General features: G+C 50.0%; 21 protein-coding genes and 1 tRNA gene. 13 read left to right on the plus strand and 9 right to left on the minus strand.

The genetic code is table 11. The features are described from left to right. Positions 1 to 484 precede the first annotated feature (484 nt). Entirely contained in the window at positions 485 to 1,825 is a 1,341-nt protein-coding gene (gene glnA / locus VAE48_RS00100) for a type I glutamate--ammonia ligase (protein ID WP_322791272.1), read from the plus strand. Between the two features lie 2 nt (positions 1,826 to 1,827). On the opposite strand, the gene VAE48_RS00105 is transcribed toward glnA, so the two are convergent. From VAE48_RS00105 to tgt, 5 genes are read right to left on the minus strand one after another with little or no spacing between them, the layout of a single operon-like run. Then, positions 1,828 to 2,766: an ATP-binding protein gene (locus VAE48_RS00105; protein WP_322791273.1), complete on the minus strand. Its 939-nt coding sequence runs from the start codon at positions 2,764 to 2,766 to the stop codon at positions 1,828 to 1,830. Continuing rightward, complete coding sequence (locus VAE48_RS00110; protein ID WP_322791274.1) at positions 2,763 to 2,963, minus strand: MoaD/ThiS family protein; 201 nt, start codon at positions 2,961 to 2,963, stop codon at positions 2,763 to 2,765. Before VAE48_RS00110 ends, VAE48_RS00105 begins: the two co-directional genes overlap by 4 nt. A 53-nt stretch (positions 2,964 to 3,016) precedes the next feature. Continuing rightward, the gene (locus tag VAE48_RS00115) at positions 3,017 to 3,724 is read right to left on the minus strand and encodes a substrate-binding domain-containing protein (protein WP_322791275.1); all 708 of its coding nucleotides are present in this window, start codon (positions 3,722 to 3,724) and stop codon (positions 3,017 to 3,019) included. A 10-nt stretch (positions 3,725 to 3,734) separates the two neighbouring features. After that, positions 3,735 to 4,559, minus strand: coding sequence for an undecaprenyl-diphosphatase UppP (gene uppP / locus VAE48_RS00120; RefSeq protein WP_322791276.1), 825 nt, complete (start codon positions 4,557 to 4,559; stop codon positions 3,735 to 3,737). Beyond that, positions 4,556 to 5,677 (minus strand): tRNA guanosine(34) transglycosylase Tgt, encoded by a 1,122-nt coding sequence (tgt, locus tag VAE48_RS00125; protein WP_322791277.1) that lies wholly within the window; start codon positions 5,675 to 5,677, stop codon positions 4,556 to 4,558. The genes uppP and tgt overlap by 4 nt, the downstream gene beginning before the upstream one ends. A gap of 60 nt (positions 5,678 to 5,737) precedes the next feature. On the opposite strand from tgt, the gene alr reads away from it, so the two are divergent. After that, on the plus strand, positions 5,738 to 6,925 hold the full coding sequence (gene alr, locus VAE48_RS00130; RefSeq protein ID WP_322791278.1) for an alanine racemase: 1,188 nt from the start codon (positions 5,738 to 5,740) through the stop codon (positions 6,923 to 6,925). A 2-nt stretch (positions 6,926 to 6,927) separates the two neighbouring features. Then, positions 6,928 to 8,628, plus strand: a complete 1,701-nt coding sequence (gene recJ / locus VAE48_RS00135; protein ID WP_322791279.1) for a single-stranded-DNA-specific exonuclease RecJ — start codon at positions 6,928 to 6,930, stop codon at positions 8,626 to 8,628. 19 nt (positions 8,629 to 8,647) lie between these two features. On the opposite strand, the gene VAE48_RS00140 is transcribed toward recJ, so the two are convergent. Further along, complete coding sequence (locus VAE48_RS00140; protein ID WP_322791280.1) at positions 8,648 to 9,331, minus strand: glycosyltransferase family 2 protein; 684 nt, start codon at positions 9,329 to 9,331, stop codon at positions 8,648 to 8,650. 134 nt (positions 9,332 to 9,465) lie between these two features. On the opposite strand from VAE48_RS00140, the gene VAE48_RS00145 reads away from it, so the two are divergent. Genes VAE48_RS00145 through VAE48_RS00155 form a run of 3 tightly spaced genes read left to right on the plus strand, consistent with a single transcriptional unit; the run spans position 9,466 to position 14,389 of the window. Further along, entirely contained in the window at positions 9,466 to 10,806 is a 1,341-nt protein-coding gene (locus VAE48_RS00145; protein ID WP_322791281.1) for an AAA family ATPase, read from the plus strand. Further along, positions 10,803 to 11,558 (plus strand): glycerophosphodiester phosphodiesterase, encoded by a 756-nt coding sequence (locus tag VAE48_RS00150; protein WP_322791282.1) that lies wholly within the window; start codon positions 10,803 to 10,805, stop codon positions 11,556 to 11,558. Before VAE48_RS00145 ends, VAE48_RS00150 begins: the two co-directional genes overlap by 4 nt. A 2-nt stretch (positions 11,559 to 11,560) precedes the next feature. Continuing rightward, entirely contained in the window at positions 11,561 to 14,389 is a 2,829-nt protein-coding gene (locus VAE48_RS00155) for a glycoside hydrolase family 3 protein (RefSeq protein ID WP_322791283.1), read from the plus strand. Here the strand turns inward: VAE48_RS00155 and VAE48_RS00160 are convergent. Then, on the minus strand, positions 14,386 to 15,339 hold the full coding sequence (locus tag VAE48_RS00160; RefSeq protein WP_322791284.1) for a serine/threonine-protein kinase: 954 nt from the start codon (positions 15,337 to 15,339) through the stop codon (positions 14,386 to 14,388). The genes VAE48_RS00155 and VAE48_RS00160 overlap by 4 nt on opposite strands. A 190-nt stretch (positions 15,340 to 15,529) precedes the next feature. Between VAE48_RS00160 and VAE48_RS00165 the strand changes: the two genes are divergently transcribed. Together VAE48_RS00165 and VAE48_RS00170 are read left to right on the plus strand one after the other, a co-directional pair. Further along, entirely contained in the window at positions 15,530 to 16,216 is a 687-nt protein-coding gene (locus VAE48_RS00165; protein WP_322791285.1) for an FHA domain-containing protein, read from the plus strand. A gap of 143 nt (positions 16,217 to 16,359) precedes the next feature. After that, complete coding sequence (locus VAE48_RS00170; RefSeq protein WP_322791286.1) at positions 16,360 to 17,175, plus strand: hypothetical protein; 816 nt, start codon at positions 16,360 to 16,362, stop codon at positions 17,173 to 17,175. An 11-nt stretch (positions 17,176 to 17,186) separates the two neighbouring features. Here VAE48_RS00170 and VAE48_RS00175 read toward each other — a convergent pair whose 3' ends face one another. Continuing rightward, positions 17,187 to 18,473 (minus strand): glycosyltransferase, encoded by a 1,287-nt coding sequence (locus VAE48_RS00175; RefSeq protein WP_322791287.1) that lies wholly within the window; start codon positions 18,471 to 18,473, stop codon positions 17,187 to 17,189. Positions 18,474 to 18,523: 50 nt separating this feature from the next. On the opposite strand from VAE48_RS00175, the gene VAE48_RS00180 reads away from it, so the two are divergent. Next, positions 18,524 to 18,596: transfer RNA gene (locus VAE48_RS00180), tRNA-Thr, on the plus strand. A 207-nt stretch (positions 18,597 to 18,803) separates the two neighbouring features. Here VAE48_RS00180 and VAE48_RS00185 read toward each other — a convergent pair. Further along, positions 18,804 to 19,004: a hypothetical protein gene (locus VAE48_RS00185; RefSeq protein WP_322791288.1), complete on the minus strand. Its 201-nt coding sequence runs from the start codon at positions 19,002 to 19,004 to the stop codon at positions 18,804 to 18,806. A gap of 334 nt (positions 19,005 to 19,338) precedes the next feature. Here VAE48_RS00185 and hisG point away from each other — a divergent pair, with 334 nt between their 5' ends. Genes hisG through hisH form a run of 4 tightly spaced genes read left to right on the plus strand, consistent with a single transcriptional unit; the run spans position 19,339 to position 22,727 of the window. After that, positions 19,339 to 20,376 (plus strand): ATP phosphoribosyltransferase, encoded by a 1,038-nt coding sequence (hisG, locus tag VAE48_RS00190; RefSeq protein ID WP_322791289.1) that lies wholly within the window; start codon positions 19,339 to 19,341, stop codon positions 20,374 to 20,376. Next, positions 20,373 to 21,509, plus strand: coding sequence for a histidinol-phosphate transaminase (hisC, locus tag VAE48_RS00195; RefSeq protein WP_322791290.1), 1,137 nt, complete (start codon positions 20,373 to 20,375; stop codon positions 21,507 to 21,509). The genes hisG and hisC overlap by 4 nt, the downstream gene beginning before the upstream one ends. After that, complete coding sequence (hisB, locus tag VAE48_RS00200; RefSeq protein ID WP_322791291.1) at positions 21,506 to 22,120, plus strand: imidazoleglycerol-phosphate dehydratase HisB; 615 nt, start codon at positions 21,506 to 21,508, stop codon at positions 22,118 to 22,120. The genes hisC and hisB overlap by 4 nt, the downstream gene beginning before the upstream one ends. Further along, a complete protein-coding gene (gene hisH / locus VAE48_RS00205; protein WP_322791292.1) occupies positions 22,113 to 22,727 on the plus strand; it encodes an imidazole glycerol phosphate synthase subunit HisH in 615 nt (204 codons plus the stop codon). Before hisB ends, hisH begins: the two co-directional genes overlap by 8 nt.

Below are 22,727 nucleotides of genomic sequence, written 5' to 3' on the forward strand. Positions count from 1 at the left end.
ATATCTTCAAATCTTAAGGAATCTCCCTGTCCACTTTTCAGCTTTAAACTGTCCAACTTTCAAGTTTAAATAACATTTTACAAAATACCTCTTGACATTGGTTGATGAAGTTGCTAATATAATACCAGTTTTTGGCAATTTACAAATGAATAACGGAGAAATAGCGGCTGAGTCCTGTCTGAAAGGGACAGGATGACGAGGTGGAGGTTCCTCTCTGCGAAGAGAGCGCTAACCCTGAATTGCAGGGGAAAATCGAAGGATCAGCGGATGCCTCTGGAGCCCGGTCACAGGCTCCTTTCTCCCTTCCAGAAGAAGTGGCTGGCTGAAACCCGGCGGTAACGTTCGAACCAAAGCCAGCACAGTGGCCGGAAAAGCCGATTGGCTTATCTGTTCTATTGATGGAAGGGCAGGCGCTCTAAATTCTGTTAAACAAGGGCATGCCCGGCATGCCCTTTATTCTTTAAACCAAAGGAGGTAATTTTTTATGGACGCCAAAGATTTACTTAAAAAAGTGAAAGAAGATGACATTAAGTTCATTTCTTTCCAATTTATTGATGTGCTGGGATCGGTCAAGTCGGTGGATGCACCGGTTGCACAGCTGGAAGGCGCATTGGAGAACGGTATTTGGTTTGACGGCTCTTCTGTGGAGGGTTTTGCCCGTATTCAGGAATCGGACATGCACTTGCGCATTGACCCCGAAACCTACGCAGTGCTTCCGTGGTCTCCTCCCGAATTAAGGAGAGCAAGAGTGTTCTGTGATATTTTCCACCCGGATGGCACTCCCTTTGCTGGTGACCCGCGTGGCAGTCTGAAACGTGCCCTTCAAAAGTTAAAAGAAGAGCGTGGTTGGACATATAACGTCGGCCCGGAACCGGAATTTTTCCTCTTTCGGCGGAACGGCACCGAAAGCATTCGACCGGTGCCGCATGATGTTGGCGGTTATTTTGACTTTTCTCCCAACGATGAAGCGGTACGGGTACGCACGGAATTGATGGAAGCTCTCAACACAATGGGTTTAGAGGTTGAGGTTGGTCATCATGAAGTAGCCCTTGGTCAGCACGAAATTGATTTTCGCTTTGCTGACGCATTAAAAGCTGCCGATAATGTAGTTACTTTGAAATATACGGTTAAGGCCATTGCCGCCCAGCATGGATTGATTGCATCCTTTATGCCCAAACCAATATTTGGAATTAATGGTTCGGGAATGCACTGCCACCAGTCGCTCTTTGACAAAGATGGTAATAATCTCTTCTTCGCAGAAAACGACCCGTTCCATCTTTCGCAAATTGCGTATGGCTTTATTGCCGGGCAATTGGCCCATGCCCGTGCGCTTTCAGCAGTGGTTGCGCCAACCGTTAACTCGTACAAACGATTGGTGCCGGGTTATGAAGCGCCCGTCTATATTGGCTGGGCACAAATCAATCGTTCCGCTTTGATTCGTATTCCGCGCTACACTCCCGGCATGCACAAAGCCACGCGGGCAGAATTGCGCTGCCCGGATCCCTCTTGCAACCCTTATCTGGCGTTTAATGCAATGCTGAAGGCAGCGCTGGATGGGATTGATCGCCAATTAACTCCGCCCGCACCGCTCAATAATGTGAATGTGTATGAGATGGATGCCAGCGAGCGCCATGAAAGAGGGGTGGCTGAATTGCCCGGTTCATTGCGTCAAGCATTGGAGGAATTGGAAAAGGATGAGGTGATTCAAAGCGCCTTTTCGCCCAGTTTGTATGAAGCTTTCATGCGGGCGAAATGGGTCGAATGGGACGAATTTCGAACACAGGTTTCAGATTGGGAGATCGAACGCTTTTTAGAGACGGCCTGATTTTAGCGGTGATCTTCCTCGAAGAGGCGGCAAGTTGCGCATAATCCACCGGTGGAGGTGGGCTGACCGCAGGACGGGCAGGGGCTGAGGATAACCTCCCCCTGTTCGTCTTCAATGGGCTGAATGAAGCCTTGCTGCATGGCATTGAAGAAACCCAACAGAAAGCGCAATTTTACCCCGGGTTGCTGCTCTTCAAGACGGTTCAACAGTTCTTTGTATTGCAGTTGTTTGCTGCCCTCTGCAAAGGGACATTCGTCTTCGATGTATTCAATACCGCGCACAATGGAATAGGCAGCGGTTTCGCGTTCCGAGAAGCGGATGAAGGGTTTTACTTTGCGGATAAAGCCTTCCTCTGCTTCCAAAACCGGAGATTGCCGCGGAATCTGACGCAGATTCCATGAGAGCAGATTTCCAAACAGGAAAGAAACCTCGTCATCCAGATTATGAGCGGTTGCCAGAACATTAAAGCCCAGTTGACGTGCCATCTGATTCATGGTGTGGCGTTTAATTAAGCCGCACACAGCACAGGGCTTTTGTCGGCCGCGGTGGGTGCGCAGGGCGATGGCAGGTACGGATTCGCCGCGCTGTTCTTCTACCCGGTAAATGTGCAATTTCAGATGACGTTCATCGGCAAATTTTTGGGCAGCCTGCTCGGATTGGTCGGAATAGAGCTTTTCTCCGTCAATACCGAGGTTGATGTAAAAACCTTCGGCATCATAACCCAATTGCCAGAGCACGTCCCACAATGCAAGCGAATCTTTACCGCCAGATACTGCCACCAGAATACGATCCTGCGGGGTGAACATCTGGTACTTCTCGATGAAACGTTGGGTCTGTTCGATGAACCATTGAGGGTAATGGTCCTTGCAGAGTGCAAGGCGGTGCTGACGCATCCGAATCACAGCGCGCTGGTGACACTTATGGCAGCGAATTGTGGTCAAAGTGCACCTCCCGAAATTGCCGAAATGACTTTGACTTCCTCTCCGTTGCGTAAAACGTCGTTATCATTCAGCAATTCACCCTTGCGCACGATGAGGTGACTTTCCGGTGATAACCCCAGTTGCTGGAGCGCTTCGCGCACGGTGAGCGTACCTTCAACCTCTAATTTTTGTTTACGATAAATCAAAATTACCGGCATGATTACCTCCTCAGGGGGTTAATCATTTTAACACAGGCTGGGGAGGTGCTCATCTACCGGATTTGATTTTGAAGGCAAAAGAGCCATTCTTGAAGAAAAGCATCCGATGTGGTTACGGCTGCCAGTACCGGGAATTCGGAGGTGTTCTGATTTCCTTCAATGGTTATCCCTTCAACTGTATCATCCATCCACCGGGTTGTCAAAATGCCGATTGCCAGCGGGTTTTCTGCAATGGCATTGCGTAATTCAAGGGGATGAGGGGCAAACAAACCCAAGGGGGATAAATTTTCTGACGACAAACCGCTCCATCGAAAAAAGTTTTCCATAATCGAGAGATTTGGGGGATAGTACCACACCTCGATTTCAGCAGCGGGCAGATCTTCGGCAATCTCATCCCAGCGGTTAATTTTTCCGCTAAAAATGTCTTGTAATTCGGCAAGACTCAGGCTTGTAACCGGAAGAGTTGGGTTGACAACAATTACAAGATGCTCACTGGTGAGGAGAAAGGTGTTCTGCGAGCCGTTCGTTTCGGATCCCCAGTAAATATGGACGGTTGATTCACCAGTGGTCGAAAGAGGATCGTCGGCGGGAACGATGACCCAATTGCGTTCCGGGATTTGCCGGCTGCACATTTGCATGGCGGACTTTGACCACTCCAATAGCGGGTCGAGCCGAACCTGAACAGATGGCAAAGGGGTTGAGGTGGGTAATGGGATGGGGTTGGCGCTGCATGCTGTCATCAGCAAAGATGCAACCCACATTAAAAAGTGCTTATAAACCCGCATAGGAAAAAATCAATGTGATGACTGCCAGGGAAAGGCAGTAAACCGCAAAAGGACGCAGTGAGCGGCGGGCAAGAAAGCCCAACAGCCAGTGAATGGCTAAATATCCCACCACTGCTGCGGTGAAAAAGCCGGTCGTCATAACAGGCAGAAAGGCTGTCCAATTGGACAGTCTAAACAAATCAACCAGACCGACTAATCCGGCGGCGGTCATGATGGGTATGGACATCAGAAACGAGAAACGGGCTGCCGCGGGGCGTTCAAGGTGGCGTGCCATGCCGGCGGAAATCGTTGCACCTGAGCGGGAAACGCCCGGAAAGAGCGCAAGGGCCTGCCCGGCTCCAATCCAGATGGCATCTAACCAGCGGATGGATGCAAGGGTGCGGTTGCGTTTCCCAATGCTCTCGGCAATCCACAACAGACCTGCAGTTCCAATCAAAAAAAAGGCGACATTCACCGGGCTTTTGAAGGCGGCTTCAACCAAATCCTTGAGCAAAATGCCGGCAACACCAGCCGGCAGACTGGCAAGCAATAACAACCAACCCAAACGCGAGGAGGATGAAGTAAACGGCTGGCGGTTTATCAATCCTTGAATGACATCGCTCAGAATGGTCAGCAGGTCGCTGCGGAAATAGACAATTACCGCAACCAGAGTGCCAACCTGAACCAGCACATCGAACGGGAAGATTTGCTCTTCCGGGATTTGCCAGCCGAAAAAGAACGGGGTCAGTACCAGGTGAGCCGAACTGGAAATGGGCAAAAATTCGGTGATTCCCTGAATGATGCCGAGTACAAATGCCTGGAAAAAATTCATACCTGTGACTTTTCTGTGAGAGCGTATTGGGTGAGGAATTCCTCTGCAAATTGCTCAAAAGTACCTTCGAGAATTGCCTTGCGGGCATCCTGTACCAGAAAAACTAATGTGGCAATGTTGTGAATGGAGATAAGGGTGGCAGCCAGCATTTCTTTGGCGACAATCAAATGGCGCAAATAAGCCCGGCTGAAATGGGTACAGGTATAACAGGAGCAATTTTCATCTATCGGACGGGGATCGCGGGCGTGAACGGCATTCATCAGGTTAATGCGCCCGTGGCGAGTCATTGCAGCTTGATGTCGGGCAAGCCGGGTTGGAAGCACACAATCAAAAATATCTACCCCACGACGGATGCCGTTGATCAGGTCTTCGGGGGAGCCGACCCCCATCAAATAGCGGGGTTTGTCTTCCGGCAGAATATCGTTGACCAACTCCAGCGTGCGGTGCATCTCTTCTTTGGTTTCGCCCACCGAAAGGCCGCCAATGGCGTGACCCGGAAAACCTAAGGAGGAAATGAATCGGGCGGATTGCTCACGCAAGTCCGGAAAAATTCCCCCCTGAACAATGCCAAACAGAGCTTGATCGCGGCGGGTTTGAGCGGAAAGGCAGCCTTCAGCCCACAGGTGCGTGCGGCGAAGTGCCTGTTCGTTGTAGGCGCGGTCATACGGTGGTGCACATTCATCCAATGCCATGATGATATCTGCACCCAGTTGTTCTTGAATCTGAACGGCTTTTTGAGGGGTAAGGCGGTGGATTGAGCCGTCAATATGACTTTTGAAAGTTACCCCATCTTCGTCTATTTTGCGCATTCCCGCCAGTGAAAAGACTTGAAAACCGCCAGAGTCGGTCAAAATCGGAGCATCCCACTGCATGAAATGATGCAGTCCCCCCATTTCGGCTACCAGATCCGCGCCGGGGCGTAAATACAGGTGGTAGGTGTTTGCCAAAACCAGGCTTACGCCGATTTCTTTCAATTGAGCCGGTGTGACTGCTTTCACAGTTGCCTGAGTTCCCACCGGCGCAAAAACGGGTGTCAGCAGTTCGCCGTGCGGGGTGTGAAAAATGCCGGCACGGGCATGGTGATCTTTTCTGGTTAGTTCAAAGTTGAAGTTCGTCATTCCACCAATATCTGAACAGGATATTACAAAGTTCAACGGATTATAGCCGGAATCTGTTATTTGGCAAACCTTCTGTTTGGCTTGCAGGAAAGCAAAGCCCGTTTTATACTTGTCCGCATGAATCACCCTGCCCTCACAACGTGGTTGGAAATTGACCTAAGCGCAATTCAAAATAATTATCGGGAGTTGTGCCGAATCAGCCGGACAAAGGTGGCTGCGGTGGTCAAAGCCAATGCCTATGGGCACGGGTTGATTGAAGTTTCACAGGCGGTGATCAGAGCTGGGGGTGAATGGCTGGCGGTTGCCCGTTTTGAAGAAGCCGCGCGGTTGCGTTCTAACTGGATTTTAGCGCCGGTGCTGGTAATGGGATATACTCCGCCCGAGCATGTTTTGGAAGCCGCGAAGGAAAATATCCGTTTGACCCTGTTTGACCGCCAGACCGCGTTGCAGTACTCGGAATTAACCCATACACGCGGGATGAAGGTGAAGGTGCACCTCAAGGTCAATACCGGCATGAACCGATTGGGTATTTCACCAGAGGAAGTACTGGATTTTACCCGTTGGGCAGCAAGTTTGCCCGGCTTGGAATTGGAGGGCATCTTTACGCACTTTGCGCGTGCCGATGAGCCAGAGGTGGATACAACCGATTGGCAAATCCGAAAGTTTGAAGAAGTTTTAGCCGGTCTGCACTCTGCCGGGCTCAAACCGCCGCTGGTACATGCTTCCAACTCTGCAGCGGTTTTCAATTTTCCGCAGGCAGCTTATGACATGGTGCGTTGCGGCATTGCCCTGTACGGTCTGCATCCGTCCCCCGAAACCATGTTGCCGGGTACTTTCAAGCCGGCGCTGACCCTTAAGGCGCGGATTACCAGTATACGAGATCTGGCAGCCGGCGAAGGGGTTGGGTATAACTATCGCTATCGCACGACGAAAACCGAAAAAATAGCCACGATTTCGATTGGTTATGCGGATGGTTTCCGCCGGGTGATGGGTAATAAGGTGCTTCTTCACAAGAAAGAGACTCGCGTGGTCGGGTCGGTATGTATGGATCAATGTATGATTTCGCTGGATGGATTGGCTGGTGTGCAGGTGGGGGATGAAGTCGTGTTGATCGGAAAACAGGGTTCACTTCAGCGCACGGCTGAAGATGTTGCCAGAGAATGGGGAACAGTCAACTATGAAGTGGTATGCGGCATGGCAGACCGTCTGCCGCGGATATTTTTATATACAGATGAGGGAAAAGGATAATCATGCAAAAAGTTGCATCAAAGCGCTGGAAACTTGCAGAAAAAATTCCTGCCGAGGTCGAACAGGCTTTAAGCTATTATCCTCCTTTCTTTCGTCAGGTTTTGTATAACCGCGGCATTAAAAACACCGATCAGGCAATGGCTTTTCTCAACCCGGGTGAAAATTTTTATGACCCGATGCTGCTGTTGAATATGGATGGGGTGGTGGAACGGCTTTCCTATGCAATTGACCGGAAGGAAGCCATTGCAGTTTATGGGGATTATGATGTGGATGGAGTCAGCGCAACCGCTTTACTGGTGGAAATCATACAGCTGCTTGGGGGGAATGTTACAGCTTATATTCCCAATCGTTTTGATGAAGGTTACGGGTTAAACATCGAAGCGTTAAATTATTTGCGGGAGCAGGGTATACAACTGGTGCTGACCGTGGATTGTGGGATTCGCTCACTGGGTGAGGCGGAACATGCCAGGCAAATTGGGCTGGATTTAATTATCAGCGATCACCATCACCCATTGGAGCAAATTCCCGCAGCCCAGTTTGTGATTTGCCCCAAACAAAAAGGTGATCTATACCCGGAGAAAAATCTGGCGGGTGTGGGGGTGGCCTATAAAATTGCTCAGGCATTGGTGCAGCGCTGTTTGAAAGAACTGCCTTATGAAGGATTTGGGCTGGATTTGGTGGCTTTAGGCACGGTAGCGGATGTTGTGCCTTTGACCGGTGAGAATCGGATGCTGGTGCGGGCAGGGTTGAAGGAGTTGAGGCGTGGTTGGCGTGCGGGCCTGCGGTCACTGGCACAGGCGGCCAGATTGACGCCTTCGACTCTGAGCACAGCAGATATTGGCTTTGGTTTAGCCCCGCGATTAAACGCTGCCGGACGGTTGGAATCAGCGCTGGCTTCTTATCAGCTGCTTTTAGAACGAGATGTTCAACAAATTGGGCTCCTGGTGCAGCGTTTGGATGACCAGAATCGTGAAAGACAGAAAATAACCGCTGAAATGCAGCAGCGAGCCGAAGAGCTCATCCAGCAAGAGGAATTTGAAGAAATTTTATTTGCCTTTGATACCAGTTTCAACCCAGGTGTGGTGGGTTTGGTGGCTGGCAAGTTGACCGAAAGTTACTACCGTCCGGCGGTGGTTGGAACCATCAACGGTGAGTACGTGCGGGCTTCCTGCCGCAGTATTCCTGCTTTTCATGTTACCCAGGCGTTGGATGCCTGTGCAGACCTGATGGTGCATCATGGGGGGCATGCGCTGGCGGCGGGCTTTACTATTCATCGAGACCACCTGCCTGAGCTTAAACTACGGCTGGCCAAAATTGCCGCTGATCAATTGGGGGATTTGGATTTACGTCCCGTGTTGCGGGCAGATGTGGAGTTGCCGCTGGGCGAACTGCATCCCGAATTTTTGAAGTATTTGCATCTATTGGAGCCAACCGGAATGGATAATCCGGAGGTTTACTTTGTTTCGCGCAATGTCAGGACTCTCAACCCTCGGGCGATTGGGGCTGATGGCAAGCACCTGAAATTTCTGGTTACCGATGGATGGATAACCTATGATGCGGTTGCTTTCCGGCAGGGGCACTGGATGGAATCCGGTTTACCAAAAGAGGTGGATATCCTCTACCGTTTTGAGCTGAACACCTACAACGGCCGCGAGAATTTGCAGCTCAATGTGGTGGATATCAAACCGGCTGGCAGCGACTGAATTGTGTTTTTGGGGATGATCAATCCACGAAGCGATATTTGATTAATGCCCACAATGCCTCAAAGGCATCCCACAGTTTGATTTTCTTGCCTTCCGAGTAATCCCGCGGATTGAAGGCAATCGGCACTTCGTAGATGCGGATTTTGCGCTTGAGGATTTTGGCGGTGAACTCCGGTTCAAACTCAAACCGGCGGGCATGAAGCGGAATATCCTTAATCACATCCCGCTTGAAGACTTTGTAACCGGTTTCCATATCACTGAGAATGTTGTTATACAGGATGTTGGTGAACGTGGTCAGCAGTTTATTGGCAACCATGTTCCAAAATAAAATTGGACGCCTGGCAGCGCCTAAAAAACGCGAACCGTATACTACCTCTGCGATACCGTCGCGGATCGGTTGCAAAAGATTGGGGTATTCCCGCGGGTCGTATTCCAAATCGGCATCCTGGATGATGATCACATCCCCGCTGGCATTCTGAATACCGGTTCTGACGGCTGCGCCTTTTCCCATATTATTTTCGTGGAAAATCGTGCGGATTTGTCCCTGCTGTTGCAGTTCACTTAAAATTTCTCTGGTTCCGTCCTTGGAGCCGTCATCCACAACCAGAATTTCATCAGCCAGTCCTGTTGCCTGAACGCGTTTGATGATCTCGGAGATTGTATTTCGTTCGTTATATGCTGGTATGATGACAGAAATTTTCATGGCGGGAATTATAAGGGATGAACAGCAAATCAACAAGGCATGGCGTGCTATAATTTGGATGTCGTTATGAGAATTTCCATGATATTAAATTTCAAAAATGAAATGGTTATGCATACGATCTCTGGAGGGGTAGGATGACCAAAATGACTCGCCCGCCCACTTCTGCAGCCACACCAGTAGCCACCGGTCCATTTGTGCCACCGCCAATTAACACGATTGAAGATACCGGTTTAAATCCATTGTGGCTTCAGGACCTGGCGCTGAAAATTTTTTACTTTCAGGGATACATGAGCGGCTTCAAGCTGGCAGAAGAAATTGCCCTGCCGTTTACGGGTGTGCTCAGCCTGATTCTGGATGCGCTTAAGCGCGAAAAATTAATTGAGGTGCGTTCTTCACAAGCCGGAGTAGGGGAAGGCGCCTACATTTATGCCATCACGGGAGCGGGTATTGCACGGGCGAGAGAGGCTATCGAACGTTCGCAATATGCCGGTCCGGCGCCTGTACCGTTGGAGATGTACAACGATGCAATTCGACGGCAAAGCCGCGGCAGGCTGCAGGTGACGAACCGGGTGATGCGGCAGGTGCTTTCCCATGTGGTTCTTTCCGAAGATACTTACCAGCGATTGGGACCGGCGGTCAATTCGGGAATGTCCATTTTCCTGTATGGTCCGCCGGGGAATGGGAAAACTACCATAGCGCGCGCGATTGGAAACCTGATTCAGGCTCAGAAAATGTACATCCCTTACGCAATTTACGTGGATGGTCAGGTGATTACCCTGTATGATTCGGTCAACCACCAACTGGCGGGGGAAGAAGATGCCTCCGTGCAAGCTACGGGTGGGATGCGTTCCACGGTGCGTCGTGATCCGCGCTGGGTTCAAATCCGGCGGCCGTTCATCGTCACCGGCGGTGAATTAACCATGGCGGGTCTTGATCTGGTCTTTGATGACACCCTGAAATACTATGAAGCTCCCTTCCAGATTAAGGCAAACGGCGGGATTTTACTGATTGATGACTTCGGCCGGCAACAGGTGCGGCCTCGTGACTTGCTTAACCGCTGGATTGTGCCGCTTGAAAACCGGATTGATTACATGAGTCTGCACACCGGCAGGAAATTTGAAGTGCCGTTTGATGTGCTGGTGATCTTTTCAACCAATCTGCCGCCAAAAGAGCTGGTAGATGAAGCCTTTTTGCGCCGCCTGCGCCATAAAATTGAGATTACCGATCCGACTTACGAGGAGTACCGCGAAATTTTTAAGCGGGTTGCGGCTCAAAAAGGAGTTGCTTATAACGATCAAGGGCTGGCCTACCTGTTGCAGGAGTACTACATCAAGGCAAACCGCAAGTTGCGTGCTTCGCATCCACGGGATTTGTGCGACCAGATTCTGGATATTTCGCGCTACCTTGGAATGGAACCAGAAATGACCAAAGAATTGATTGACCGGGCAGTTAAATCCTACTTTGTGGAATTATGAATCGACTCTTTGAACTACCCAAACCAGTCATTTTTGCTCACCGCGGCGCATCAGCTTATGCTCCCGAAAATACAATGGCAGCCTTTCGCCTCGCTGCGCAGCAAGGGGTGGAGGCCATTGAGTTGGATGCCAAACTTTCAGCGGATGGTGAAGTTATCGTAATCCACGATACCACAGTTGACCGTACTACCAATGCAAAAGGAGAAGTGCGGAAGTTCAGCGTGCGGGAATTTCAACAAATGGATGCCGGCAGCCATTTTTCTGAGGAATTTCGAGGCGAGCCTGTACCCACCCTAAGACAGGTATTTGAGGAATTGGGTAAAAAACTATTCATTAATGTTGAACTGACGAACTATGCGACCCCGCGCGATCAACTTCCAGAGAAGGTAGCAACGCTGGTTAAAGAATATCAACTCGAAGAATGGGTTTTGTTCTCGTCTTTCAATCCATTTAATCTGATACGGGTCCGGCGGGAGCTGCCGGATTGTCCGGTGGGCATTCTGGCATTGGAAGGAACTGCTGGATGGCTGGCACGTTCATTCATCGGTAGATGGTTTGCACCTCAGATTATCCACCCCAATTTAAAGGATGCCAGCGCGGGTTTTATCCAAAAAGAACACCAGCGAAATCGGCGTGTTCATGTCTGGACGGTGAACGAACCGCAGGATATTGAACGGCTATTTCAGGATAGGGTTGATGGGATTTTTACCGATGATCCCCTTACCGCCCAGAAAATTCGAAATCAAATGTGAGCATGCAAAAGTTCTTCCCGTCCATCCGGAAATGTTTGAATATCCTTGTATTCCTTGTGTTTATCATGGCACAGGCTGCTTTGGGCACGCGGCAGAATTTCGTTGCTCACGCGGCGTTTGAGCCGCAAAGCGAATTGGATACCCGCGTCAGGCTGATCATGGATCAAATGTCGCCGGAACAAAAGGTCGGCCAGTTGTTTTTGGTGACTTTCAAAGGCACCGATGCGCGGCGCGATTCACCAGTTTACAAACTTATCGTTGATTATAAAGTGGGAGGTGTTGTTCTGCGGGCCGACAATGATAATTTTGAAGTGGCGGGTAATACCGTGCCAAAAGCGGCTGAGCTGATCCGCGCTTTACAAAATCATGTTTGGGACGCTTCGCAAACTCAAGACCGTAGCGCCGGTTCCCAAACACTCCCCTATATTCCCCTGTTCATTGGCATTTCACAAGAAGGAGATCTCTACCCCAATGACCAAATTTTCAGTGGCATGACATCCCTGCCCAGTTTGATGGCTATTGGGGCGACCTGGAATCCTTCCATGGCTGAAGCTGTTGGTAATGTTATGGGAAAGGAACTGCGGGCGATTGGATTTAATTTATATTTGGGGCCTTCCCTGGATGTGTTAGAAGTCACGGCGACCTCAGCCAACACCCTTGGCGTTCGAACATTTGGGGGTGATCCTTTTTGGGTGGGGGAAATGGGCAAAGCTTACGTGCGCGGCCTGCACCAGGGCAGCCGCGATCAAATGGCAGTAATAGCCAAGCACTTTCCCGGAAGAGGGGCCTCTGACCGTTTGCCGGAGGAGGAAGTAGCAACCGTTCGCAAGTCACTGGACGCGCTCCGTCAAATTGAACTGGCACCGTTTTTTGCTTCCATGCAGGCAGATATGGAGAGCAAAGCCCGCGTTGATGGGGTGATGGTTTCGCACATCCGCTATCAGGGTTTGCAGGAAAATATCCGCGAAATTACACCACCAGTCAGCCTGGACGCAGAGGCGATGCGCCAGGTGTTAACGCTGGAGCCGGCAGCGACATGGTATCAACAAGGGGGGGTTATTGTCAGTGATAATTTAGGCAGTAATGCAGTGAGGCGGTTCTATGATCCTACCGGCCAAACCTTTGATGCCCGGGCGGTTGCCAGAAACGCCTTCCTTGCCGGAAACGATCTGCTTTATTTGAACAATTTCATCGAACCTACGGACCCGGATAGCGCTACCACCATCATGCGGGTTGTGGATTCGTTCGCACAAAAATACCGCGAAGATCCTGCCTTCGCCGAACGAGTGGATCAATCGGTGGAACGTATTTTGAAATTGAAATTGCGTCTGTTTGGCGAGTTTCGCGTGGACAGGGTCCTTCCGCCAGCCAGCCAGCTGGCGGAGGTAGGTCGTTCACAATCGGTAGCGCTGGAAGTTGCCCGTAAGGCAGCAACGCTGCTCAGCCCTTCAGCCGCGGAATTAAATATCCGTCTGCCGCGCCCGCCGGAAAGCCGCGATCAGATCATCTTTTTCACCGATGTCGTCAATGCCCGTCAGTGCAGCACTTGCGGAGATCAGTGGATTTTGTCGGTTGACAGCCTGAAAAATGCCGTAATCCGTTTGTACGGCCCAGCAGCCGGGGGTTCGATCATTCAGGGATACCTGTTTTCTTATTCTTTTCTCGATCTCAACACTTATTTGAATAATCCGGAGGGTTTAGCCGCGCTGGGGGTTAATCTGGCAGATGCTGAATGGGTGGTTTTCGCGTTGACGGGGGATATCTCCACGCGTCCAGAATCGCAAGCCTTGAGGCGATTATTGAATGAGCGCCCCGATTTGATTGTCAATAAAAAGGTGATTGTTTTTGCCTTTGGGGCGCCTTATTTACTGGATGCCACCGATATCGCCAAATTAACTGCCTATTATGGTTTGTACAGTAAAATACCGGCATTTGTGGATACGGCAGCCCGAATTCTGTTTCAGGAGCAAAGCGCTAACGGGGCTTCTCCAGTTTCCATTCCTGGTATCGGTTACGATATTATTCGGGTTACTTCACCCAACCCGCTTCAGGTCATTCCGCTATATTTTGATTTTCCGCCTCCCACTGAAAGTGTGGAAGCTACAACGACCACCACACCTCAACCAACCCAAATCCCAGAGTTTAAGGTGGGGGATGTGGTGCCGTTTCGAACGGGGGTGATCATTGATCAAAACGGCAATCCAGTACCGGATGGCACCATCGTCCGTTTTATGATCAATACATTGGGCGAGAGCGGTGCGACTCAACAAATTGAAACTGTGACAACCGGAGGAATTGCCAGAGCAAGCTACCGCATAACTCTTCCGGCAACCATTGAAATTCGCGTAGTCAGCGAACCGGCAATGACTTCCCAGATCATTACCATCAACACCCAAAACGGCGAAGCCAATATTTCCACCGATGTTCCCACTCCACAGCCCACCTCAACACCAACACCGACCATTACGCCAACGATCCAACCTACTGAGGATGTGGAGGAGATTACTGAGGTAACGGTTGATTATGGGTTTAGCGATTGGATCATTATGCTGCTGATGGTGGGGGGAGGCGGCGCAGGAATTGCCTTCATTGGGCAGCGGCGGGTTTCATTGCGTTGGGGCTTCCGTTGGGGAATGATGGCAGTCATTGGGGGAATTGTGGCATATCTTTATCTGGTCAGCGGTTGGTTTGTGCCATTAGCGCCGTTTGAACAGGCTGGCCGATGGGGAGTGGTCATCACCAGTCTGGTCGGCTTGTTAAGTGGCTGGGGGATTGGGTGGTTGTGGCAGATGCGTTTACAAAAAGCCCAGCCACCAAACCGAAAAAATTAACGCAGCAAGGTCATCAAAAGACTGACAACCATGAGGAAGGCGGTAATCGCAATGAGACTTTGCTCCAGCGGATAATTGATGAAACTCCACGGTGATGTGGTTTGTGTTTTGAGCAGTGGGAGGGTATGTCGGTCTCCCAGCAGGCTTTTACGGAAAGCCTCTACTGACTCGGGGCGCTCATCCGGATGAAGACCCATTGCCCATAAAATACAGCGTTCTGTTCGCAGGGAGATATCGGGATTGATTTGGCGGGGTGGAATCAACCGGCTGGGGTCGAGGAAGCGTTCGCGGGCATCCGCAGGGGGTTCATTGGTCAAGAGGTGGTAGAGAGTTGCACCAAAGGCGTAGATATCGCTGCGCACATCGGTATGCCCGCTATCCCCGCCGTATTGCTCAAGCGGGGTATAGAGTGCGGTTCCCTGTCCTTGAAGAACGGTAATGGTCACTTCCCCTGGCGCGAGGACTTTGACCAGCCCAAAGTCCACCAGTTTTAACAACCCGCTGGGTGTCACTTTTAAGTTGGACGGTTTGATATCGCGGTGCAGGATGGGCGGATTTTGACTGTGAAGGTAGGAAAGTGCGCTGGCCAGCTGGTCAGCCCAATTGAGAACTTCGGCTTCAGAAAGGAAACGGTTTTGTTGTTTGGCTTCCAGCATGAGGGTGCGCAGATCTCGGCCGGGGATGAAATCCATGACAAGATAATCGCGCGAACCGGTGGAAAAAAAGTCGGAAACTTTGGGTAAATTGGGATGATCCAATCTTGCCAGAACAGTGGCTTCGCGGAAAAACTGTTCGCGAGCCTCTTGTAATAAATCAGGAGGTAGCGAACGGTCGTGTTCAACTTCTTTGAGGGCGCACTGACGCCCTTCCAGGCGCAGATCATCTGCAAGGTAAATGCTGCCCATACCGCCTTGCCCGATAATACGGACAATGCGATAACGACCCCGCAAGACTTCTCCAGATTTTAGAGGCAAGGGCATTGGTCCAATCCCTGTTTGATGGGATAGGCAATCTGGCTTCATTTTCGGCGCGTAACCAGAATGCCTGAAAATTACTTTTACACAAAGTATCGATTCTTTGATATATTATACCTTACTGGGTGAGGCAATCATTCCCAATCCTGTACTTTGGAGACGGGCAGTGGATTCACATCTCGTTGATCAACCAATACTGATTGCACAGAGTGGACCGCTGAACGGAAAGCGGTGGGATATTTTTGATGGAATGACGATTGGGCGTGAAAAGGATTGTGATCTGGTCATTCCGGACCGGCAGGTTTCACGCTATCATGCCCGCTTTGAAGTGCGTGCAGATCGAACCATTCTTCACGATCTTTCCAGCAAAAATGGAACGTACCGAAATGGCAAACGAGTTGAAGAACCGGTTGTTCTTCAAGATGGTGATGTGGTTCAAATTGCACTGGTTCAGTATTTTGTATACCTTAGTTCCGATTCAACCTTGCCGTTGGGAACTGAATTTGAATTACCCATTGAAGAAGTGAAACATGAATTCAATAAACGGTTGGTTTTGGATAAACTTTCGCGGCGGGTATGGGTCAATGGAGAGGAACTTTTACCACCGCTTTCGGTTCCCCAATTTCGACTTTTGGAAGCGTTATATGACAACGAAGGAAAAGTTGTTTCAAGACAGGATCTGGTCTTGGCAGTATGGGGGGATGAGGAAGCCGTAGGTGTTTCAGAACAGGCTTTAGATGCGCTGGTGAGACGGTTAAGAGATCGTTTGGCGGTGTTAGACCCCAATCACGCTTATCTGATCACGGTGCGCGGGTACGGATTGCGGCTGGACAATCCTCCGTCTGCGCTTTGATAGATTTGGGACCTGATAAACTACCCTAAAAAAACTGAAAACAAATTGTAAGTTTGAACAATTGATTGTGAACCGGCTTTGGTTTAGTATTAATTCAAGAAATTTCTGCAATTCGATGTTTGTTTTAAGGCGGGAAGATCACTATGTTGAAACGCCTCCAGTCCGTACAAGATTCATCCCCCACAAAAGATTCAACCCTTTATTCGTTCAGGCAATCGGTCGCTGTTTCAGGTTACGAAAGCGGCCTGAATGAAACCAAGCCGGTAGAAGGCCGTTTCTATAAAGTGTTTAAGTTGAATATTCCCGCTCTATTTGAACAGAACTGGTTTGGGCCAAGGTTGTGGAAAAGCAAGTTGTATGACGGTATTTTGCCGGCCCTGGTGATGATTTTGCTGACCCTGTTGTTCAATCTTCTTTTTATACCGGTCAAAATTGTTTTCGGTACACCGGGATTACTAATCTATACATTGATTATTCTCGCCGGGGGGGTTTACACATTAGGCAAATGTGTGCAATTGCGCTTTGATGAAATTACACGCGCCTGGTATGGAGTGATTTCCGGTCTTTTGTTGTGGTTTGCGGTCAATACTTCCGGGCGTTTGGGGGAAATTACCGTTTCAATGGAAGTTGAGGCTATGATTCTGCTTTTGGCTGTTCTGGTCGTTACAACCTTGTGGAAAACCGTCTTTCCATTGGGGTTGAGGTTTCTGGCTTTTGTGTTTCTGGTTGATTGGACGCTGCGATTCTGGTTGGGTATTCACGCTTTTCTGGCTGAAAGTTTTGAGTTTTTCCAGTGGAGTTATTATCTGACCGGATTTATTTCGCTTTCTGGCTTGATCTTTTTCCTGATGTGGATGTTCTTAAAAGCCGAAAGTCGGGTTCATCATCTGTGGGCTGCGGTGGGGATTTGGTTCTGTACATTGATGGTGATGATTGTATTTTTCCGAATGCCGCTTTAAGATTCACTGGCTTATATCGGAGAATAGAAGCGTGTAGTTCCGCGTTCTCCTCCGGGTGGTAGATTCAACACTTCCAGATAAACCGACTTGATTTCGCTGGCGATTCGTTCCCAGGAGTAGGATTGTGCCAGCAGGTTTGCCTGTTCTCCCAACCGATCCCGCAGTTCGGGGTTGAGGATGAGTTCCTTCAGGCGGTTGCCGAGAATTTCCGGCTCACCATCGGGGATGACGAAACCGGTTATGCCATCCTGAACCAGGAAGGCCAACCCCCCCACCTGGGAAGCCACTACCGGTGTACCGCACGCCATTGCTTCCAGAGCAACCATGCCAAACGATTCATAATGTGAAGGAACAACAACGACATCGGCAGCGGAGTAGTAATAGGGCAACGATTCCTGGTCGCGTTTGCCGAGGAACAGGACGAAATCACGCAAACCCAAGCTTTTGACGAGATTTTGTAAGCGGGCCATTTCAGCGTTGACGCTGAGCTCACTCTCCTCCGGATCGCCACCAACAATTACCAGAGAATGTGGACAGCAAAGCAGTTCGGAGGCTTGCTGCATCCAGGCAACGGCGCGGATGAGCGTTTCCAACCCTTTGAGTGGTTCAATTCGCCCCACAAACAAGATCATCCGGTTTTTGATGGGGACACCGATGACCTCACGTGCCTCATCGCGCGGAATGGGATAAAAGCGGCTCAAATCCACACCGGGAGGAATCACGCGCAGTTTTTTAGAATTGGCTCCATATAGAAATTCCAGTTGAGATTGCTCTGCCGGTGTGGCAGCGATAATACGGTCAGCGGTTTGTAAAATTTTCCGTTCTCCTTCCAGCCGGTAATCCCCTTCGACTTCTTCTGGTGAACGGGCGACCCGGTTTTTCATAAGAACGAGAGTATGGAACATATGGATGATGGGTGTGTTCCACTCGGCTTTGAGCTTTTCTGCTGCGATTCCGGACATCCAGTAATGGCTGTGAATGACATCATATTGCAATCCCTTTGTACGGGTAAAATTGAGGATGCCTTGAACAAAATCCGGCAGATAACTGGCAAGTTCCTTTTTGGGGAGAGGGATTTCCGGTCCGGCGGGAATGTGAACAACCCGATTACCGTAACCCAGGTTATGCAAAACATGCGGAACGTGTTCATCCTGGGAACGGGTAAAGACATCCACATGGATGCCGGCTTTCCCTAAAAATCGAGTCAATTCAGCCACATACACATTCATTCCGCCGGTATCTTTACCGCCCAGGGTAGCCAAAGGGCAGGTGTGGTAGGAGATCATGGCAACGTTCATTGGAAAAATCCTTGCCCGAAAAATCTGTGTGCTGGTATAATTTCGACCACGCCACCGTAGCTCAGACGGTAGAGCAGGCGTTTCGTAAACGTCTGGTCAAGGGTTCGAGTCCCTTCGGTGGCTCTTTTGATTCTACTCTACTATAAAATAACCAACAGGAAATAAGCTGTAGAACCTTAGCGGTCAGCAGTAGTTGCCTGCACCGGTGAGGAGACCGTTGCGTGTTTTTTTGAAAGGCAACGGATTAATGAAATCCAAACCTTAAATGGATGCCAAAATCACAGGCGGGTCATTAAACCTCAACCTCTGAAGGCGTGAATCAGGGTCAACTTAAAAGCCAATGCGCAACCAATCGGTTCCGGTAATGACCGAAAGTGCCAGCAGGAGAAACAAAATCAGCAGAAACACACCGCAACCACAGCCAAGGCAGGAACCACTTCCAAACCCAATTCTGGATTGCAACCAGTTAAACAGGCGGTCCAGGAGGAACAATTTCAATAAACCAGATAAGCAGCCGGGGCGATTGTCCACTTGTTTTTTCCTTTCTCACTTCTCTCACTTCACACTCCTTTTACGAAAAGTGGGGAAAAAAGTTGCTGAATGAGAAATTTGTTATGATCAACAAAATTGTATAAACCTTCTTTATATCAAATGTGGAAATTGCTTGACAATTGCAGACTCCTGTCATTAAAATAAAACCATGAAACCTGACATGACATCTCCCAATTCACTGCATCATCATCATTTCGCCATATACCTCCGCTGTCCGATTCGGTGAGTGGTTGAGTCAGGTTTTGCGTCATCCAGCCAACCCCCGCCAATCGGCGGGGGTTTTTATTTATGAATTTTGTGAGGCAGGTATTTTATGACAACTTTCCGTATCTCTCTCCCCTCTAAAGGACGTCTATCTGAAGACGCGCTGACTTTTCTGGAATCTTGCGGTCTACAAGTATATAAGCCAAATCCACGCCAGTATGAAGCCGTATTACCGGATTTGCCGGATTTGAAAGTTCTCTTTCAAAGACCGGGCGATATTGTGGCCAGCGTGGCGGATGGTAGTGTTGATTTTGGGATTACCGGCCTGGATATGGTGATGGAAAAGAACCCCGAGCCGACCTCCATACTGATTTTGCATGAGGCATTGGGTTTTGGGGGCTGCACCTTGAGTCTGGCTATCCCGGAAAGCTGGGAGGGGGTGACAACGATGGAAGGACTGCAAACCTACACCCGCCGGTTAGGACGTCCGCTGCGGGTTGCGACCAAGTTTTCGCGCCTGACCGGAAAATTCTTAAGCAGGTATGCAATTCCTTTTACACTGATTTCAGCCGAAGGCACTCTCGAAACGGCTCCGGCGATTGGATATGCCGATATGATCAGTGATCTGGTGGCTTCCGGGCAAACGCTGCGGGATAATCGCCTGAAGGTGATTGAAGGGGGGCAAATTCTAAACTCTCAGGCAGTGCTGATTGCGAATTTTTACCGATTGAAGGCCAGTGAAGCAGCCCAATCGCTTGCCCGCAATTTGCTGGAATTGATTGAAGCTCATTTACGAGGCAGTACCAATTACTCGGTGTTTGCCAATATGCGCGGCACCTCTGCCCAGGCTGTGGCTCAGCGCATTTTTGACCACAGCACATTACATGGTTTACAAGGGCCGACCATCTCACCGGTTTTCACACCTCACGGCAATGGAGACTGGTATGCCGTGCATGTGGTCGTCGAAAAGAATGATATTTACCGGGCGGTGAACGAACTGCGCGCGGTTGGCGGGAGCGGCGTGGTGGTTGTGCCAGTCACCTATATTTTTGATGAAGAACCCCCGCGTTGCCTGAAGATGACGCAGGCACTGCGTCTTGATCAACCGCCGGAATTATCTGATCTTGAAGGGGGCTTAATAAAATGAAACAGCCGCTCATCAAAGACTTACAAGAGCAGGTCAGTCGTCGGTTTGAGCAAATTCCTGCCTATGTGCCGATTGAACCGTTTGAGGTGATTGCAGAACGGGTGGGCAGAAGCCCCGAGCAAATAATTAAACTGGATGCCAACGAAAATCCTTACGGCCTTGCGCCTCAAGCGAAAAAGGCGCTGGCTGATCTGCGCTGGGGCAACATATATCCGGACCCTGAAAGCCGGGCTCTCCGCCAGGCTATTGCTGCCTATATGGGTGTACCCGTTGAACATATTGTGGCGGGGGCAGGCGCGGATGAATTAATTGATTTGATTTTACGTGTGATTTTACGCCCGAACGACTCGGTGCTGGTTGCACCGCCAACTTTTGGGATGTATGCCTTTGACGCGCGTATCAATGGCGGACAGGCGCTGGAAATCCCTCGTAACCGTGATTTCAGCCTGAATCTCGAAGAGATGAGGCGAGTGGTAAGGGATAATAAACCATCTGCCATTTTGCTGGCATCGCCGAACAACCCGGATGGTGGAATGTTGACCCCGCTGGAACTGGAAGAAATTTTAGGATGGGGTATCCTGGTCGTACTGGATGAGGCCTACATTGAATTCAGTGATGGCGGACAGCTAGGCGAGCAGGCTTCTCAAATTCATCAACCACTGAAGCGTGATAATTTAGTCGTTCTGCGGACGTTTAGCAAATGGGCCGGCCTGGCAGGACTGCGGGTGGGTTTTGGTGTGTTTCCACAGTGGATGTTGCCGGTTTTATGGAAAGTGAAACAGCCTTATAACGTCAGTGTTGCTGCAAGCGCTGCAGCAATTGCCTCACTGCAAGACTTAACTTGCCTGATCGAACGCGTGCAAAAAATCCGTTCGGAGCGGGTGCGTTTATATCAATTACTTGCTCAAATTGACTGGCTGGAGCCGATCCCCTCGCAGGCAAATTTTATTCTCTGCCGCGTGAAAGGACGTTCTGCAAAGGCGGTGAAAGCGGAGTTGATGAAAAAAGGCATCTTTGTGCGTTATTTTGACACACCCTTGTTGCAAAATTTTATCCGTGTCAGCATTGGATTGCCCCAGCATCATGATGTCCTGTTTCAAGCTTTGAAAGAAATGGAGGAAGAGCACTTATGACCACGGTGGAAACAAAAGGCCGTTTCGTTTCCCTCAGCCGCCAGACCCGCGAAACTTCAATCAATTTGCAATTGAATCTGGATGGAACAGGACAATTCCAGATTCAAAGCGGCATTGGGTTTCTTAATCACATGCTGGCTCAGGTGGCTTTTCATGGCTTATTTGATCTACAGTTGGAGGCTCAGGGTGATCTGGAGGTGGATTTTCACCATACTGTTGAAGACTGCGGTTTGGTAATCGGTGAAGCGTTTGACCGTGCCCTGGGTGACCGAAAAGGGTTGGTGCGCATGGCGGTACAATACGCACCGATGGATGACAGTCTGGCGCGAGTGATTGTAGATTTCTCGGGCCGGCCATACAGTGTCATCCGCGCCCGCTGGGCTGCTGATCAAATTGGCGGCGTCCCGACCAGTCTGTGGGAGCATTTTCTTGAATCGTTTGCACTCCGTTCCCGCTGCAACCTGCACGTAAAGGTACTGTATGGTAAAGATGGTCATCACCAGCTGGAAGCTGTGTTCAAAGCGCTGGGAAGAGCGCTTTGCGCAGCCAGTCGGCTGGATCCGCGCCGCATGGGAGAAATACCTTCCACAAAGGGAGCGTTGAATGTCTGATCAGGTGGTGGTGGTGGATGCCGGCACCGGCAACTTGCGTTCGGTGGTCGGTGCATTGACCAAAATTGGCGCATCAGTCAGGGTGACCTCGCTGGCTGAGGAAGTTTTGAAGGCAGAACGAATCGTTTTGCCGGGGGTTGGGGCATTTGGAGAATTCATGCAGGGAATTAACCAGAATCACTTGCAAGACGCCCTTAAGGAATTCATCCGGCGCGGCCGTCCGCTGCTGGGAATTTGTGTGGGTATGCAGGCCTTGATGGAGGTGAGCGAGGAGTTGGGGCGTTTTGAAGGGCTTGGCATTCTGCCGGGAGCTGTGGTGCGTTTTGAGGAATCTCCATCCTTCAAGGTGCCCCATACCGGCTGGAATCAGGTGTGGTTTTCACGCCAATCATTGCTGACCAAAGGGCTTTCTTCCGGTTTTTATGCGTATTTCAATCACAGTTATTATTGTGTACCTCAGAAGGTATCGCAAATTCTGGCTTTCACGGATTATGTGGTGGATTTTGCCAGCATCGTTGGAGAGGGAGCATTGTTTGGAGTACAGTTTCATCCCGAAAAAAGTCAGCAGGTTGGTGAACGCCTGTTATCGAATTTTCTGTCTATCTGA

It is taken from the genome of Bellilinea sp. (assembly GCF_034432615.1).
GTDB lineage: Bacteria > Chloroflexota > Anaerolineae > Anaerolineales > Anaerolineaceae > Bellilinea.